At 69.9% G+C, this 16,139-nt stretch carries 13 protein-coding genes and 1 tRNA gene; 2 read left to right on the top strand and 12 right to left on the bottom strand.

Annotated elements, in window-relative coordinates:
- Positions 1-8: 8 nt before the first annotated feature.
- The 4 genes from GJR97_RS15715 to GJR97_RS15730 form a co-directional block, all read right to left on the bottom strand.
- A complete protein-coding gene (locus tag GJR97_RS15715; protein WP_324613592.1) occupies positions 9-809 on the bottom strand; it encodes a PP2C family protein-serine/threonine phosphatase in 801 nt (266 codons plus the stop codon).
- 110 nt (positions 810-919) lie between these two features.
- Positions 920-2,032 carry a TerC family protein gene (locus GJR97_RS15720; RefSeq protein ID WP_154347672.1) on the bottom strand — a complete coding sequence of 371 codons (1,113 nt, stop codon included), beginning with the start codon at positions 2,030-2,032 and terminating at the stop codon, positions 920-922.
- A 169-nt stretch (positions 2,033-2,201) separates the two neighbouring features.
- Positions 2,202-2,277, bottom strand: a tRNA-Glu gene (locus GJR97_RS15725).
- Positions 2,278-2,353: 76 nt separating this feature from the next.
- The gene (locus GJR97_RS15730) at positions 2,354-3,256 is read right to left on the bottom strand and encodes a diacylglycerol/lipid kinase family protein (protein WP_154347673.1); all 903 of its coding nucleotides are present in this window, start codon (positions 3,254-3,256) and stop codon (positions 2,354-2,356) included.
- Positions 3,257-3,317: 61 nt separating this feature from the next.
- On the opposite strand from GJR97_RS15730, the gene GJR97_RS15735 reads away from it, so the two are divergent.
- On the top strand, positions 3,318-3,962 hold the full coding sequence (locus GJR97_RS15735) for an MBL fold metallo-hydrolase (RefSeq protein WP_154347674.1): 645 nt from the start codon (positions 3,318-3,320) through the stop codon (positions 3,960-3,962).
- Positions 3,963-4,001: 39 nt separating this feature from the next.
- On the opposite strand, the gene GJR97_RS15740 is transcribed toward GJR97_RS15735, so the two are convergent.
- From GJR97_RS15740 to GJR97_RS15755, 4 genes are all read right to left on the bottom strand, one after another.
- Positions 4,002-6,359 (bottom strand): transglycosylase domain-containing protein, encoded by a 2,358-nt coding sequence (locus GJR97_RS15740; protein ID WP_195760736.1) that lies wholly within the window; start codon positions 6,357-6,359, stop codon positions 4,002-4,004.
- Between the two features lie 147 nt (positions 6,360-6,506).
- Positions 6,507-7,415, bottom strand: coding sequence for a hypothetical protein (locus GJR97_RS15745; RefSeq protein ID WP_154347676.1), 909 nt, complete (start codon positions 7,413-7,415; stop codon positions 6,507-6,509).
- 158 nt (positions 7,416-7,573) lie between these two features.
- Positions 7,574-8,002: an MmyB family transcriptional regulator gene (locus GJR97_RS15750; protein ID WP_195760737.1), complete on the bottom strand. Its 429-nt coding sequence runs from the start codon at positions 8,000-8,002 to the stop codon at positions 7,574-7,576.
- Between the two features lie 54 nt (positions 8,003-8,056).
- Positions 8,057-9,448, bottom strand: a complete 1,392-nt coding sequence (locus GJR97_RS15755; protein WP_324613593.1) for an FAD-binding oxidoreductase — start codon at positions 9,446-9,448, stop codon at positions 8,057-8,059.
- A gap of 719 nt (positions 9,449-10,167) precedes the next feature.
- Here GJR97_RS15755 and GJR97_RS17930 point away from each other — a divergent pair.
- Complete coding sequence (locus GJR97_RS17930) at positions 10,168-10,803, top strand: TetR/AcrR family transcriptional regulator (RefSeq protein ID WP_229276342.1); 636 nt, start codon at positions 10,168-10,170, stop codon at positions 10,801-10,803.
- 430 nt (positions 10,804-11,233) lie between these two features.
- Here GJR97_RS17930 and GJR97_RS15765 read toward each other — a convergent pair whose 3' ends face one another.
- From GJR97_RS15765 to iolB, 4 genes are read right to left on the bottom strand one after another with little or no spacing between them, the layout of a single operon-like run.
- Positions 11,234-12,106 (bottom strand): sugar phosphate isomerase/epimerase family protein, encoded by an 873-nt coding sequence (locus GJR97_RS15765; protein WP_154347679.1) that lies wholly within the window; start codon positions 12,104-12,106, stop codon positions 11,234-11,236.
- Between the two features lie 23 nt (positions 12,107-12,129).
- Complete coding sequence (locus tag GJR97_RS15770) at positions 12,130-13,143, bottom strand: Gfo/Idh/MocA family protein (protein WP_154347680.1); 1,014 nt, start codon at positions 13,141-13,143, stop codon at positions 12,130-12,132.
- Positions 13,144-13,177: 34 nt separating this feature from the next.
- Positions 13,178-15,073: a 3D-(3,5/4)-trihydroxycyclohexane-1,2-dione acylhydrolase (decyclizing) gene (iolD, locus tag GJR97_RS15775; RefSeq protein ID WP_229276315.1), complete on the bottom strand. Its 1,896-nt coding sequence runs from the start codon at positions 15,071-15,073 to the stop codon at positions 13,178-13,180.
- A gap of 17 nt (positions 15,074-15,090) precedes the next feature.
- The gene (iolB, locus tag GJR97_RS15780; protein ID WP_154347682.1) at positions 15,091-16,008 is read right to left on the bottom strand and encodes a 5-deoxy-glucuronate isomerase; all 918 of its coding nucleotides are present in this window, start codon (positions 16,006-16,008) and stop codon (positions 15,091-15,093) included.
- Positions 16,009-16,139: the final 131 nt, after the last annotated feature.

Below are 16,139 nucleotides of genomic sequence, written 5' to 3' on the forward strand. Positions count from 1 at the left end.
CCCCAACCTTAACGCGAGGCCACGGCGCCGCCGAGGTCGGACTCCACCACGATCGCACTGACGTTGTCGCGTGCGCCCGCCGCCAACGCGGCATCCACCAGTTCCCCGGCCAGCCCCGCCGCGTGCATCGAGTGCCCGGCCAGGATCCGCCCGATCTCCGTGTCGTCGACCTCCTTCGACAGCCCGTCGGAGCAGATGAGGAAGACCTGCCGCCCGGATGCCGGGATCAGCCAGACGTCCGGCTCGACGTGCGCATCGGAGCCGACCGCGCGCGTGATGACATTCCGGTCCGGATGCCGCTCAGCGTCCTCCGCGCGGATGAGCCCGGCGTCCACCATCTCCTGCACGGCGGAGTGGTCGACCGTCACCTGCTCCAGGCGGCGGCCGTCCCAGACGTAGACGCGCGAGTCGCCGACGTTGAACACCATCCAGTGCACGCCGCGGCCGTCGCCCGCGTCCACCAGCGCGATCCCCGAGACGGTCGTGCCGGCCACGGCCGTGCCCTCGTCGCCCTCGTCGGAGAGCGCGCGGACGACGTCGTTCGAGCTGTGGACCGCGTCGAGGACTCGCTCAGGGGTCGACGGCGCGCCCGCATCGAGATGTCGGCGGAACGTGTCGACGACCGCGCGGCTCGCGGCGTCGCCGCGCGCGTGCCCGCCCATGCCGTCCGCGACGAGGTAGACGGGCGGCTGCGCGAGCAGCGAATCCTCGTTCACCGTGCGGACGTTGCCGACGTGGGTGCGGGCGCTGTGCGCGATCCGCGCCGATCCCGTGGGGATGGGCACGACACCGCTGCCGTCAGACGTCACGTGATCGGGTCCTCTCTGGGCAGGGCAGAGTCACGCCGTGGGGCGCAGTCGCTCCACGCTAGCAAGCGCTCGCCGCGCTCGCGTCGCCGTCGACCGGACCGGCGTGCCGCTCAGCGCTCGACGGAGGTGCTGTCGGAGTCGCGGTCGCGCTCGCTCTCCTCGGTGAAGTGCGGGATCTCCTCGCCGAGCGTGTGGCCGCGACGGCGGGCGTCGAGGTTCGCCTTCACGACGCTCGCCACGGTCGCCACCGCCATCGCCGCGATGATCACCGCGAGCGAGGTCCACGTCGAGATGTCCGGCGCCCACTCGATGTGCTCGCCGCCGTTGATGAACGGGAGCTCGTTCTCGTGCATCGCGTGCAGGACGAGCTTCACGCCGATGAAGGCGAGGATGAACGCGATGCCGTACTTCAGGTACTCGAGGCGCTCGAGCAGGCCGCCGAGGAGGAAGTACAGCTGGCGCAGCCCCATGAGCGCGAACACGTTGGCCGTGAACACGATGAACGGGCTCTGGGTGATGCCGAAGATCGCCGGGATCGAGTCGAGTGCGAAGATCAGGTCGGTGGTGCCGATGGCGACGAACACGATCAGCATCGGCGTGAAGAACCGACGTCCGTCGATCATCGTGCGGAGCTTGACGCCGTCGTAGTCGTTGGTGATCGGCAGCCGGCGGCGGAGCTGCCGGATGAGGGCGGAGTCGCGGCCCTCGTCCTCGTGGTCGCCGAACGCCTGCTGCGCCGCGGTGTAGAGCAGGAACGCGCCGAAGATGTAGAAGATCCAGCTGAAGTTCTCGATCAGCTGCGCGCCGAGCAGGATGAAGATCCCGCGGAGGACGAGGGCGAGGATGATGCCCACCATGAGCACCTCCTGCTGGTACTTCCTCGGCACCGCGAACCTCGCCATGATGATGACGAAGACGAAAAGGTTGTCGATCGAGAGGCTGTACTCCGTGAGCCAACCGGCCAGGAACTGCGCACCGTGCTCGGCATCGCCGATCACGAACATCAGCCCGGCGAACACGAGCGCGAGCACGATGTAGAACACGACCCACAGGGTCGACTCCTTGAACGACGGCACGTGCGGGCGCTTGAGCACCATTAACAGGTCGGCGACGAGGATCAGCGTCAGCACGACGAGGGAACCGACTTCGAACCAGAGGGGCAATGCGGTCACGGAGGGCCTTTCGGAGGGTGCGTTCAGGACCGAAAGTCTCTCCCCGCGCATCGGATGCGCCGCCACGCCCGGAGCGGCATCGACGGCGCTCGTACTGACGATCGTGGCCCGGACCGAAGGGCCCGGCGGGATACTCCCCTTCGCTCGGACGAGTCTAGGCGACCGTCCTCGGAAACGACGAACGCCCCCGCATGGTGATGCGGGGGCGTTCGCCTGTCATTGGTGACCCCAGCGGGATTTGAACCCGCGCTACCGCCGTGAGAGGGCGGCGTCCTAGGCCGCTAAACGATGGGGCCTCGCTGCGACGTGTTCGAGTATGGCATACGTGTCCGGCGCATTCCAAATCGAGCGGGCGGGCCCCGGCGCGACGGCTCAGGCGAACACCCTGAGCGCTCCGGGCACCACCTCGACGTCGACCGGCAGGGGGCCGAGGCGCTCGCCGTCGGCGTAGGCGATGATGTCGTCGGCCTCCACCCGGACCCGGCGCGCCCGCACGAACTCGACGGCGGGATGGTCCACATGCTCCCCGGCGAATACGCGCGGGAACACGCCGAGCAGCCCGATCCGGGACAGGGGATGCACGATGAACACGTCGAGCATGCCGTCGGCGAGGTCGGCGTGCGGGACGATCCGCATCCCCCCGCCGAGGGACGGGGTGTTGGCGACCGAGACGAGCATCGCGGCCTGGTCGCGCCGGACGCCGTCGATCGTGATGGCGTACCGACGCGGCCGGAAGGTCGCGAGCTCGCGCAGGAGTGCGATGGTGTAGCGGCTCGGACCGCGCGGCCGCGTCATCCGGTTCGCCCGTTCGTTCACCACGGCGTCGAAGCCCGCCGACAGCACGCAGGCGAACCACGTGCGGAGCGCGCCGTGGCGCGCGTGGCCGAGGTCGATCTGCTGCGGCGGCCGGCGGAGCGCCTCGACGAGCGCCTCGATGCCCGCATCGGGGTCGTCGTGCGGCAGCCCGAGCGCGCGGGCGAGGTCGTTGCCCGTCCCGGCGGCGACGAGCCCCATGGGCACCTGCGTGCCCGCGAGCACGTTGACGCCGAGCGAGACCATGCCGTCGCCGCCCACGACGACGAGACCGTCGGTCCCCCCCTCGAACGCCGCCTGCACGTCGCGCCGCAGGAGCTCGAAGTTGTCGGCCCCGAGCACGGTCACCTCGTAGCCCTCCGCCTCGAGGCGGCGGGCGGCGGCCGGCCCGATCGACCGGTTCCGGCCGAACGAGGCGCTCGGGTTCACCGCGAGCAGGAGGCGACGGGGGCCACGCGACATGCAGTGATCATGGCAGGGCGACCCGGTTGCGCGCACGACACGCACGGTGTTGGCTCGGAACATGCGCGTCACGAAGCTCGAGCACGCCGCCCTCGTCGTGGAGCACTCCGGCGATCGGCTGTTCATCGACCCGGGCAAGTTCACCACCCCGATCACCGAGGCGTCCGGCGCGCTCGCGGTCGTGATCACGCACCTGCACGACGACCACTGGACGCCCGAGCAACTCGCTCGCATCCGCGACCGCAGCCCGGACGTGCGGGTCTTCGGGCCGGCGGGGGTCGTCGCGGCGGCAGCCGACGCGGGCATCGAGGTCGTGCGCGTCGCGCCCGGCGACGAGGTCGAGGTCGGCCCGTTCCGGTTGCGCTTCTTCGGGGGGAGGCACGCCGTGATCCACCCCTCCATCCCGGTGATCGACAACGTCGGCGTGCTCGTCAATGACGCGCTCTACTACGCCGGCGACTCGTTCGCCGTCCCCGAGGGCGTCGAGGTCGACGTGCTCGCGGCTCCGGCCGGGGCACCGTGGATGAAGATCTCGGAGGCCATGGACTACGTCATGGCGGTCCGGCCCAAGCGCGCCTTCCCCACCCACGAGATGGTCCTCTCCCGCGCAGGCAAGGACCTCTCGAACGCCCGCCTCGGCTGGGCGACCGAGCAGGGCGGCGGAGAGTACCTGCCCCTCGAGCCGGGCGACTCGTTCGACGCGTGACGCGGCGGATGCCGCGGCATCCGCCGCCGGACCGAGGGATCAGCCCCCTGGACCGCCGTTGCCGTTCCCGTTGCCGTTCCCGTTGCCGTTGCCGGGGCCGCCGGAGTCGCCGCCCCCGTCGTTGCCGCCGCCGCCACCCGACGCAGGCTCGCCCGGCCCGCCCGGTCCGGACGTCGGCTCGTTCGAGGCGGGCGGATCCGGCTCGACGACGCGCCCGTCGGGGAAGGACCCGGGGCCCGCGACCGGACCGAGGCCGGCCTGCGTGAACGGGTCCCCGCCGAACTTCGCGGCCGCCGCCGACATCACCTCGGGCCACATGCGGTGACGCGCCGTGGCGGCCTGGCCGGTGGCGAACCAGATTCCGCGCTGGTTCGCGTCGCCGTTGACGCTGACCACCGCGGCGGCCGTCGCGACCTTGGAGCTCGCGCCGACCATCCAGGTGTCCTTCGCGCCATCCGTCGTACCGGTCTTGCCGATGAGCGGCACGGCGGGGACCGTCGCGGCTCGCGACGCGACCGCGGTCCCCTGCGTCATCACCATGCCCATCGCGGTGTGCATCGCGGCCGCGACGGGTTCGGGCACCGACTGCCTGCAGTCCGACTCCGGCGGCGGGATCTCCTCGCCGTCCCTCCCGGTGATCCGGTCGATCGCGATCGGCGTGCAGGTCTTGCCGTTGTTCGCGATGCCCGCGAACGCGACCGCCATCGACAGGGGCGCGACCTCGTTCGTGCCGATGACCGCGGACGGGCCCTGGACGAGCACGTTCCCGTCGGCGCGGTGCACGCCGAAGGACTCGGCCGTCTTGCGGATGCCGCAGAGGTCGAGGACCTTGGCCATCCCGATGAAGCCGGTGTTGATCGATCCGATCGTCGACTCGAGCGCACTGTAATTGGCACCCGACTCGTTCGCGTCGTTCCGCGGGTTCCAGTCGCCTGCGAAGTGCGGTCCGAGGCAGCTGTCCTGGAAGACGCCCCAATTGCTCTTGGGCCTCGAGTCGACGCGCTCGGCGAGCCCGTGGCCCTCCTTGAGCCATTCGGCGAGCGTGAAGACCTTGTAGGAGGATCCGGGCTGGAAGCCGCGGGAGCCGCCGTAGTCGAAGTCGGTGTTGTAGTTGATGCTCGTGTACTGCGGGCCCTTCTCGAGCACCTTGGGGTCCTGGCTGTAGGTCCGGTTCTGCGCCATCGCGAGCACGCGACCGGTTCCGACCTCGACGGTGGAGATGACCCCGCCGACGTCCCACCCCGGGTAGGTCGCGGGGACGTGCGCGGCGATCGCCCGCTCAGCGGCGCCCTGCAGGTCGAGGTCGAGGCTGGTGTAGACGTTGTACCCGCCGCGACGGAAGTTCAGCAGTCGCGACGCCTCGTCCTCACCGAACACCGGGTCGTTCTGCAGGATGTGCGTGACGTAGTCGCAGAAGTAGGCGCTCCCGCCCGCCGTCTGGCATCCGGTGCTCGGCTCGGTGATCTTCGGCTCGACAGGCGTCGCGACCGCCTCGTCGAACTCGGCCTGCGTGATCTTCGACTCGTCGAGCATGCTCTGCAGGATGTAGTCCCGCCGCGCGTGGTTCGCGGCGTACCCGTCCGCCGCGCCGTTGACCTCGTTGCCCGGCTGGTCCAGCCGGAACTTCGACGGGTTGTTCACGATCGCGACGAGCGACGCCGCCTGGGCGAGCGTCACCTTCGACGCGGACGTGCCGTAGTAGTAGTTCGCCGCCGCCTCGATGCCGTAGACCGTGCCGCCGAACCCTGCGATGTTCAGGTACCCGAGCAGGATCTGGCTCTTGGTGTAGCGCTTCTCGACCCCGATCGCGAGCCGCATCTCCTTGAGCTTGCGATCGATGGAGGTCTCGGTGACGGCGTCGTAGCATCCGTCGCGCTCCTCCTCGTCGGTCGCCTCGCGCTCGCATTCCTGCACGCGGACGTTCTTGACGTACTGCTGCGCGATCGACGAGCCGCCCTGCGTCTCGCGCCCGCTCGCCGTCGTGACGGCGGCGCGCATCGTGCCCTGCAGGTCGACGCCGTTGTGGTCGTAGAAGCGGGGGTCCTCGCCGGCGATCGCCGCGTCCTTGACGTACTGGCTCACCTCGTCCCACTCGACCTCGACCCGGTTCTGGTCGTAGAACGAGGCGAGCAGCTTCTGCGTGCCGTCGGACTGCTTGGCGTAGATGTTGCTCTTCACCGAGAGCTCGCCGATCTTCAGGTAGCTCGGCAGGTTCTCGAAGAGCGAGATGGTGCCGGATGCCGCGACCCCGGCCGTCGCGATCGCCGGCGTCACCGCGGCGGCGACGAGCAGCGCCGCGGCCGCGCTCACCGCGATCAGGCCGAGCAGGCCACCGAGGACGCCGCCGAACGTGCGCGGTCGGGTCACCGCGCGATCGTGCGTGTCGCCGTACATCATCGAACCGATCCCCGACCTTCCCGCCGTCCCCAGCCGGGCCGGACGCAGGGTTCCGGCCGCATTCGGCGTGGCTTCCATCGAACCTCAGGGATCGTCGCTTGTAAAGCGACGCGGGGCGCGCCGCCGCGACTGCTCGACGGGACCGCGTCAGCGAGCATCGGCCGCCAGGGAGCGGACGGCGTCCTCGAGCGCCTGCCGATCGCGGATCGGGCTCGAGCGGGGATAGCTCGTGGTGAGGAAGTGCTGGGCGTATGGGAAGCAGGCGACCGAGAACGGTCCGTCGGCCAGGATGTCGGCGCCGAAGGTGTTGCGCTCCACCTCGACGGTCTCGGGAGGGAGCTCCAGCGCCCGGGTCATCTCACCCGGGTCGAAGACGAGCCCGAACGGGACGGAGTCCGCGTGCTCGAGCCGGCCCCCGTAGTCGACGGACAGGTTGCCGTCCACCCAGAGTCGCTGATCGAGCGGCCGCATCGACCCCGTCGCCAATGGCGCCGTCACCGTGAGCGCGTTCGGGCGCTGCCGGCTCCGGACGTCGACGATCACCTCACCGGCATGGGACGTGGTGACCACGGCTCGATCGGTCGTGGAGGCTGAGAACCCCTGGCCGGGGTCGTAGTTGATCGTGTTGGATTCGTAGTCGCAGATGACCCACGTCAGCATCCCCGTGCGCGTGTCCTCCGCGATGAGGTAGAGCTCCACCCGAGCACCCCAGAACACCGACGCGTGGACGTTGAACGCCCCGAGGATGGCGCAGGCGCGTGGCTCGTCGTCGGCGAACATGGCGGTCGGGACGAGGCGGTAGCCCGGAGGCAGCAGCCGAGTCGCCGCGACCTCGTCGCGGATCTCGTACGCCAGGAACGTGCAATACGGTTCCACGACGAAGCCCATGTAGTCCTCGCTCCGGGCGTGCGACACGATCCGGCGCTGCAGGCCGAGGGGCAGCCGCGCGAGCATCTCGGCCCGCCCGTACAGCGCGGCGACGCCCTTCGGCGAGATCGTGCCCTCCGTGTGGGTGATGAACCTCTGCAACTCCGATGACCCGATCCGCGATCCCATGGCGGCCAGCGTAGGAGCGTCGACACCGTGGGCGAATCGTCCGGATGGTTGAGATGGCGGAGCCGCGACCGCAGCTCAGACGCAGCGGGAGGAGCGCGACGAAGTCGCGGCCCGAGGCTCCGACGCCCATCGTCGCCTCGAGGGCCGACGCGCGACGCTCATCGCTTCTCCTCCTCGGCCACCGGGGCAGCTCGTCCGGCGGCGGGCGCCTCGCTGGTCGCGGCGAGGCTGGAGAGGAGCCGCAGGTTCTGCTCCGACGCCGAGCCGGGCTCGGCGGTGTAGATGAGGAGCGAGAGTCCGGGCTCCTCGGTCAACTCGAGCCCTTCGTAGGCGAGGGTGAGGTCGCCGACGGCATGGTGCCGGAAGGGCTTGACCCCGCTGCCGTGGTGTCGGACGTCATGCGTGCCCCACTTGGTCCGGAACTCGTCGCTCAGCGTCGAGAGCTCGCCGACCAGGTCCTGGAGCCCGCGATCGTAGGGGTCGCGGCCCGCCTCGGCGCGAAGTCCGAGCGACGCGGAGGACGTCCTCACGGACCTCGCGGGGAACTTCTCGATGAGTTGCCCGGCACGCACCACGTCTACGCCCATGAGCTCCACCCACGACGGCTCCGCTGACTTCGGCTTCGCTCCGCCGATCAAGATTCAGGGTCGAGCCGCGGCAGCGGCGAACACACCGTCGGGATCGTAGGCGAGCCGGATCCGTTCGACGCGCTCCTCGTGTGCGCCGAGGATCAGGTCACCGCCGGCGCCTTCCTCGTCGCCCAATCCGGCGAAGTTCAGGTACATTCCGCGGGAGACCGGTTCCAGCGCGTTCCAGAGCCCGCGCGCCCAGCCGATCGCATCGTCGTCGAGCGCAGGATCGCTCCAGACCGCGTCCACGCTCACGTTGAACAGTGCACCACGATGCGCGAACGCCGTCTCGTCGGGACCGATCCGGTCGATCGTGCCACCGAGGGTCCGCACGAACACGGCCGAGTTCGGATCGGGTCGGCGAGCGGCGTGCTCGACGATGAGGTCGATGGTCGCGTCATCCAGCTCGTCCGTGAAATGCGACTTCCAGTAGTAGCGTCCGCCGTCGGGGAGCGCGAAATCGAACTCGCTCTGCGCTTCCACCCATGTGCTCGTGCCGCTGAGATCGAGGATCGGTTCGCCCAGTCCCTGGAACGGTTCGAGCACCGGTGCCGCGTCGGCAGGTTCGCCGATGTAGGTGCCGACGGCCATCGCGATCGGGACGCCGACGAACTCATCCGGCAACCCGGGGAAGGGCGGGAGCGCCCACAATGCGAACTGTGGCGCGATGGTCGGTGGCGCCTCCGCGGCCAGCCGCCGCCAGGCGCGAAAGACGGCACCGGCGTCGTCCGCCGGGTAGACGAACGCGGCCGCGGCGACCTCCGGACCGAGCCGATGCAGCGCGAAGGTGAACTCGGTGACCACCCCGAGACCGCGACCGGCTCCGCGCAGGGCCCAGTACAGCTCGGCATTCTCGTCAGCGCTCGCCGTGCGCACCGCGCCGTCCGCGGTGACGACGGTCATCGAGAGCACGTTGTCGCAGCTGAGACCGTGGGTGCGCTGCATCAGGCCGAGGCCGCCGCCGAGCGTCAGGCCGGCGACGCCGGTCTCCGAGACCTCGCCGCCCGGTGTTGCGAGCCCGAACGCCTGGGCTGCGGCATCCACGTCGGCCCAGCGCGCACCCCCCTGCACGCGGGCAGTGCGGGCGACCGGATCGACGATCACGTCGCGCATCCGTGAGAGGTCGATCACGAGCCCGTCGTCGCAGACCGCACTCCCAGCGACCTGGTGCCCGCCCCCGCGAATCGACACGATCGGTCGATGCGTCCGCGCCGCGTTCACGCACGCGACCACGTCATCGGCGTCCGCGCAACGGACGACGACCTCCGGATGCCGATCGATCAGGCCATTCCACACAGCTCGCGCCTCGTCGTATTCCGGGTGATCCCGGCCGATCACCGTTCCTCGCACTCGCGCCCCGAGCTCACTGAGCAGCGATCGGCGCGTGACCTCGGACATCGCCATAGTCACCCTCGACTCCCCGCCACAGGAGCGGCGGCTACCTTCATGCTACGACCGCCGCGCGCGACGGCTCATGGGGCCGAACACCCTACCCCTCTCGGCGGAAGCCGGCTGGCGGGAAGGCCGTGCCGCATGGCGAAGACCTGACGCGATGGTCGGTCGCAGAGCCGACGCGCCTGCTCGGACGAGTCGACATGGCGGCCGCGCCAACGACTACATCGAGAGGTCGACCTCGGCGAGTCGAGCTGTCGGATGACGTCGGCGGCGGACCGGAAGCCGACCGGGAGACGAGCGAGAACCTGACGCGCGCATCAGTCATCGCAGAAACACGAAAACCCTCGGCGAACCGGGGGTTCTTCAAGCTGGGGCACTTGGACTCGAACCAAGAACAACTGACGTCGATCTCGGCGATTCGGTACCGGCCCGTGAGGGGCGGAGTTCCGCGGATTTCCACGGATCTCATGGGCCCTAGTGTACGTGCTGCGACGGAGTCATCCGGGCCGAATCTGGTCTCCGAGGGCGTTCTCTGCAGGTTCCTGGTCACCTGCGAGGGCGGTCGGCCAGGACGACGGGCGCGCACGTGTTTGGTTGTCGGTGCTCGGCCTTCTCGGACCGCTCGGCGTGTGGATCGCGCTCCCGCTCGGAGAGATCGTGTCCGCCGCCGCGGCGTGGTGGCTGCTCCGCCGCGACCGACGACGCGCGTCGCTACCCTCGGAGGCGTGATGCCCGCCGACGCTCCGTGGACGCCCACCCGACCCACCCGTTCCTCCCCGAAGGGCGAGCGGCGGCGGGCCGAGATCATCGCCGCCGCGTTCACGAACTTCTCCGCGAACGGATACCACGGTGCCAGCATGGTGCAGATCGCCGCCGCCTGCGGGGTCTCCCGTGCCGGGCTCCTCCACCACTTCCCCACGAAGGAATCGCTCCTGGCCGCAGTACTCGAGGAACGCGACCGCGTCAACGGGGAGCTGTTCTTCCGCGACACCGACCCGAAGCGCGACGGCATCGACTACGTCCGGCACCTCCTGCAGGTGATCGTCCACAACGAGGGGCAGCGCGAGCTCGTCCGTCTCTTCGCCACGCTGTCGACCGAGGCATCCGAACCCGACCATCCCGCACACGCGTACATCGCGAACCGGTTCCACTGGCTCGCAGACGACATCGACGAGGCGATGCACGAAGCGCAGTCCCGCGGACTGGTCCGCCCCGCCACGGACCTGGACGGATTCGGCCGCGACCTGATCGCTCTCATCGACGGGCTGCAGATCCAATGGCTCGTGGACCCGACCGGAATCGACATCGCGGGCCGCGTGCACCGCCGACTGATGGAAGTGCTCACCACAGACCCGCTGGCGTAGTCCCGGAGGGTGAACGCGCTCGTGTCGGGGCGAGAGTGACGAGAGAGATGCTGTTCTGAATGCCGTGTGGGGAGCGGAGTTCGGACGGGGAATCCACCCGGCTGGAAACGCCAAAACCCCCGCCTGGGCGGGGGTTCTTCACTGCTGGGGTACCTGGACTCGAACCAAGAACAACTGAAGTCGATCTCGGCGATTCGGGGGCAGCCCGCGAGGGGCGGAATTCCGCGGATTTCCGCGGATCTCATGGGGTCCAGTGTACGTGCTGCTACGGAGACGTACGGGCCGAATCTGGTCTCCGCAGGAGTTTCCGGCGGGTATCTGGTCATCGTTCGCAGCGTCGCAGAGGACGCCCCGGGCAAGCTTGTCCCCGCTCGCGCCTTCGCTGCGCAGGCCCATGTCCGGTCGGTTGCAGCGCTGTTCCGCCGCGTGATCACGCCCCGGAGACGAGCTCCTTCAGCCGCTGGAGCTGGAATCGCGACACCTCGTCGGCCGTCTCGTCCTCGGCGAACACGTTCGAGACGATCAGCGCATCGTCTCGGTCGAGGTAGCCGATCCCGCGGAGTGCGGTGAAGAGCTCCGACCAGTCCACGTCGCCGTCGCCGATGCGCAGGTGCTGGTGCACGCGGGCGGCGTTTCCCGGCGGGTTCGAGATGTACCGGAGGCCGTGCGAGCGGGTGTGGTCGAACGTGTCGGCCGTGTACACGGCGCCCAGCCGGTCGCCGATCTCGGGGAGCAGCGTCGTCGCCCGGTCGCCGTAGTGGAAGGTGTGCGAGGCGACGTAGACGAACCCGACGGCCGGGGAGTTCAGGCCGCGCAGGACGCGCCACGCCTCGAGCCCGTCCTCCACGAAGTCGTCGGGGTGCGGGTCGATGTTGAGTCGGAGCCCCTCCGACTCGATGATCGGGAGCAGCTCCTCCATCGAGCGGTAGAACGCGGCCTCCGAGTCCTCCGCTCGTTCCGGCCGGCCGGAGAACTCGGTGTTGATGACGGGAATGCCGAGTTCGACCGCGAGCTCGATCACGCGACGGAAGTTGCGGACGGCGGCTTCGCGCTGCGGTTCGTCGGGCCACGAGATGCGGTGCACGGGGAGGATCGCCGGGATGTCCACGCCTGCGTCCGACGCGGCCTTCTTCAGCTTCGCGACCAGGCCGTCGTCGGCCTTCGGATAGCGGAAGAACGGCGTGAAGTCCACGTGCGGGGTGAGCTGCATCGATTCGTAGCCGAGGCGCGCGGCGACCTCGGGGAACTCGAGCAGGGAGAACTCGTGGTGGTACGGCGTCGGATCGAGGGCGATGCGGGGCATGACGGCTCCTTCGTGGTCGTGGCTCAGGCGTAGAACGCAGGTCGGGCGGGGGCGTCGACCGGGATGACGCCGCCGTCGAGCGCCTTCACGCCGGCCTCGCACGCGACGGCGACGAGGTACCCGTCCCATGCGTTCGGGCCGTCGACGAGGGCGCCCGAGCGGACCGCGTCCACCCAGCGCTGGATCTGGCTGTCGTACGCGGCGGCGAAGCGGGTCACGAAGCTCGTGTGGTCCTCCACGAAGAACCGGCCGTCGCGCCACTGCTGGAGCCCGGACGGCTGGCCGATGCGCGCCAGGCCCTTCTCGAAGACGGCCTCGGTCCCAACCTGGTATCCGAACTGCACGCTCACGTTCATCTCGACGTCGACCAGCACGCCGTTCTCGAGCTCCATGAGCACGAGGATCGGCTCGCGCAGGTGGTCCGGCGACATCGAGTTGCGCCGCGGGTACTTCACCTCGACGGACTTCACGGGTGAACCGGCGAGCCACGGCACGACGTCGAACTCGTGCACGACGGAGTCGTTGATCAGCATCTGCTGCGTGTACGAGTCCGGCACCGCGGGGTTGCGGTGCACGCACCGCAGGAGCATCAGGTGACCGGAGTCGCCGGAGGCGATGAGTTCGCGCAGCGCCTCGTACTCCGCGTCGAACCGGCGCATGAAGCCGACCTGGATGTGCGGCCGGTCGAGCGTCTGCTCGAGCTCGAGGACGCGCATCGCCGACTCCGAATCCGGCGTGAGCGGCTTCTCGCAGAGGACCGGGAGCCGCGCCTTCAGCACCGGAACGAGCACGGGCTCGTGGAATCGGCCGGGGGTGGCGATCAGCACGGCGTCGACGGCGCCCGCGGCGATCGCGTCCTCGATCGAGGCGAATGCGGTCGCGCCGGGGGCGTGCTGCACCGCGGCCGACGCCCGGTCGGCGTCGGGCTCGACGATCGCGGAGACGACGGCGCCGCTGATGCGCTCGGTGATGCGGGTCACGTGGTCGGCGCCCATGAGGCCGGCGCCCACGACGCCGATGCGGAGGTCGTTGGTCATGGTGGGTTCTCCCGAGGTTGGGGTCGGAGGCGGATCAGCCGAGCAGGGGGCGCTGCGCCGCCTGCTGCTCGAGGTACTCCTCGCGGGCGCGCTGCGTGGAGTCGAGGGTCGAGACCTCGGGCACGGGCACGTCCCACCAGCCCGCGCCGTCGGGCGCGTAGACGAGCGGGTCGCTGTTGATGTGGATGAAGGTCGATCGGTCGGAGGCCTTGGCGGCCGCCATCGCCCGCTTCAGGTCGTCGATCGCCGTCGGGCTCGGCTCGATCTCGACCACGTCGAGGCCGTAGCTGCGCGCATTCATCGCGAGGTCGACCGGCAGGACGGCGTCGCCCTGGAAGTTGCGCGCGTCGGCGTCGTACTCGCGGTACCAGGTTCCGAACCGCTCGGATCCGACGGTCTCGGACAAGTGGCCGATCGACGCGTAGCCGTGGTTCTGGATGAGCACCACGATGAGCTTGATGCCCTCGGCGACCGCGGTCACGAGCTCGGTGTTCAGCATGAGGTACGAACCGTCGCCCACCATCACGATCACGTCGCGGTCGTCGCCGTCGGCGAGCAGGCCGCGCTTGGCGCCGAGGCCGCCGGCGATCTCGTAGCCCATGCACGAGAACGCGTACTCGACGTGGTACCCCAGCGGGTCGCGCACGCGCCACAGCTTGTGGAGGTCCCCGGGCAGGGAGCCCGCGGCCTGCACGATCACGTCCTTCGCGTCGCTCGACCCCTGCACCGCCCCGATGATCTCGGGCTGGCCCGGGAGCGACAGGCCGGACGGCGCGAAGGCGTCGTCGACCATCCGGTCCCAGGCCTCCTTCTCGCGTGCGATCCGCTCGGCGTACTCGTTCGAGACCGTGTGGCCCGCGAGCGCCGCCGCGAGCTCCACGAGCGCCTCGCGGGCGTCTGCGACGACGGGGAGCTGGGAGCCGTGCTTGTACGCGTCGAAGGAGGCGACGTTGATGTTCACGAACACGACGTCCGGGTTCTGGAAGGCCGTGCGCGAGGCGGTGGTGAAGTCGCTGTAGCGGGTGCCGATGCCGATGACCACGTCGGCCTCTGCAGCGAGCCGGTTCGCCGCGAGCGTGCCGGTCGCGCCGACGCCGCCCAGGTTCTGGGGGTGATCCCAGTCGAGCGCACCGCCGCCGGCCTGCGAGGTTCCGACGGGGATGCCGGTGGCCTCGACGAGTTCTCGCAGCTGCGGCTCGGCGCCGGAGTAGATCACGCCGCCGCCGGCGACGATGAGCGGGCGCTTCGCTCCGCGGATGGCCGCGACGGCCCGTGCGAGCGCGGCACGCTCGGGCAGGGGGCGACGCACGTGCCATTCGCGGTCCTGGAGGAACTCGACGGGCACGTCGAGGGCCTCGGCCTGGACATCCTCCGGCAGGGCGATGGTGACCGCGCCCGTCTCGACGGGATCGGTCAGCACCCGCATCGCAGCGAGGGCGATCGAGTACAGCTGCTCCGGACGCTGCACGCGGTCGAAGAACTTCGACAGCGGGCGGAACGCATCGTTCACGGTGAGGCCGATGTCCCACGGCTGCTCGAGTTGCTGCAGCACGGGATCGGCCACCCTGGTCGCGAAGGTGTCGCTCGGCAGCAGCAGCGCGGGCAGGCGGTTGGTCGTGGCCAGCGCGGCACCCGTGAGCAGGTTCGCCGCGCCGGGCCCGACGGACGCTGCGGACGCGTAGGTTCCGCGCCGACGGTGCATGCGGGCGTAGCCGACCGACTGGTGCACCATGGCCTGCTCGTTCCGGGCCTGGTAGTACGGCATGAGGTCGGGCTGCTCGACGTTGAACTGCTTGAGCGCCTGTCCGATGCCGGCAACGTTGCCGTGCCCGAAGATGCCGAACACGCCCGGGATCGTGCGTTCCCGGATGTCGCCGTCGACCGTCCACTGGTGCGCCAGGAACTCGATGAGCGCCTGGCTGACTGTCATCCGCTTCGTCGCCGGCATCAATGGTGGCCTTCCTCGTCGTGAGTGTATGGGAGGCGCGCGTCGACGCGCTGGCCCTCCCACGTGGTTCGTACCCAAGCGTGCGCCGGGTCGTCGCTGATCAGCCACTCCCGCTCGGGATCCGGGCCGGCCATGACGTTGAGGTAGTACAGGTCGTATCCGGGCGCGGCGACCGCCGGCCCGTGGTAGCCGTACGGGACGAGTGCGATGTCGCCCGTCCGGACCATGGCGTCGATCTCGATCTCGCCCGCGGGCGAGGAGTAGGTGCTGAACATTCCGAACGCCGCGTCGGGGTCGGCTGCGGTGGCGCCGCGAGCCGGCGCCGCCTCGAAGTAGTAGATCTCCTCCAAGCGCGACTCATGTCCGGGGACGTGCTCATCATGCTTGTGCGGCGGGTACGACGACCAGTTCTCGGCGGGCGTGATCACCTCGCAGACGATGAGGCGCGCGGCGTCGAGCGCCGCGGGCGTGCCGAAGTTGTGCACCTGACGGCTCGAGGCGCCGGCACCGCGCAGTTCCACCGGAGTCTCCTCTGCGGCGATGTAGCGGCTCGGCTTCACGACGTCGGTCGGCGACGTGGCGACCGCGACCCGGCCCTCGCCGGTGATCACCGCGGTCACGGCGCTGGAGAGGTAAAGCACGTCGGTCGGTCCGTCGAACACCGACGCGCGACCGAGCAGCCGCGTCGTCGTCGAGGAGCCGCCGTCGCGTTCGGACACCGTGAACGATCCCGAGAGCGGCACGACGATCCGTTCCACGCCGGTGGACGAGAGGTCGAGTGAGTCGTCGGCGCCGAGCTCGGCCACCCGGATGCCGGTGTGGGCCCACCCCGGGGTGCGCTCGTCGACGACGCTCTCCCACCCGTCACGCGCGAGCGCGCCGCGGCGATGGAACCAGCGCTGGTCATCGGTGCTCATGTGTCCCTCTCGGGTCTCGTGGATGCCACGGCCGGGCACCCCTGCCGGCCGTGGCATCCCGTCGGGTGGGTGTCAGTGGTTCTGGGGGAAGCCGAGGTTGATGCCGCCGTGGGTGGCGGGGTCGAGCCAGC

Origin of the sequence: Agromyces kandeliae (genome assembly GCF_009674665.1) — a bacterium.
GTDB lineage: Bacteria > Actinomycetota > Actinomycetes > Actinomycetales > Microbacteriaceae > Agromyces > Agromyces kandeliae.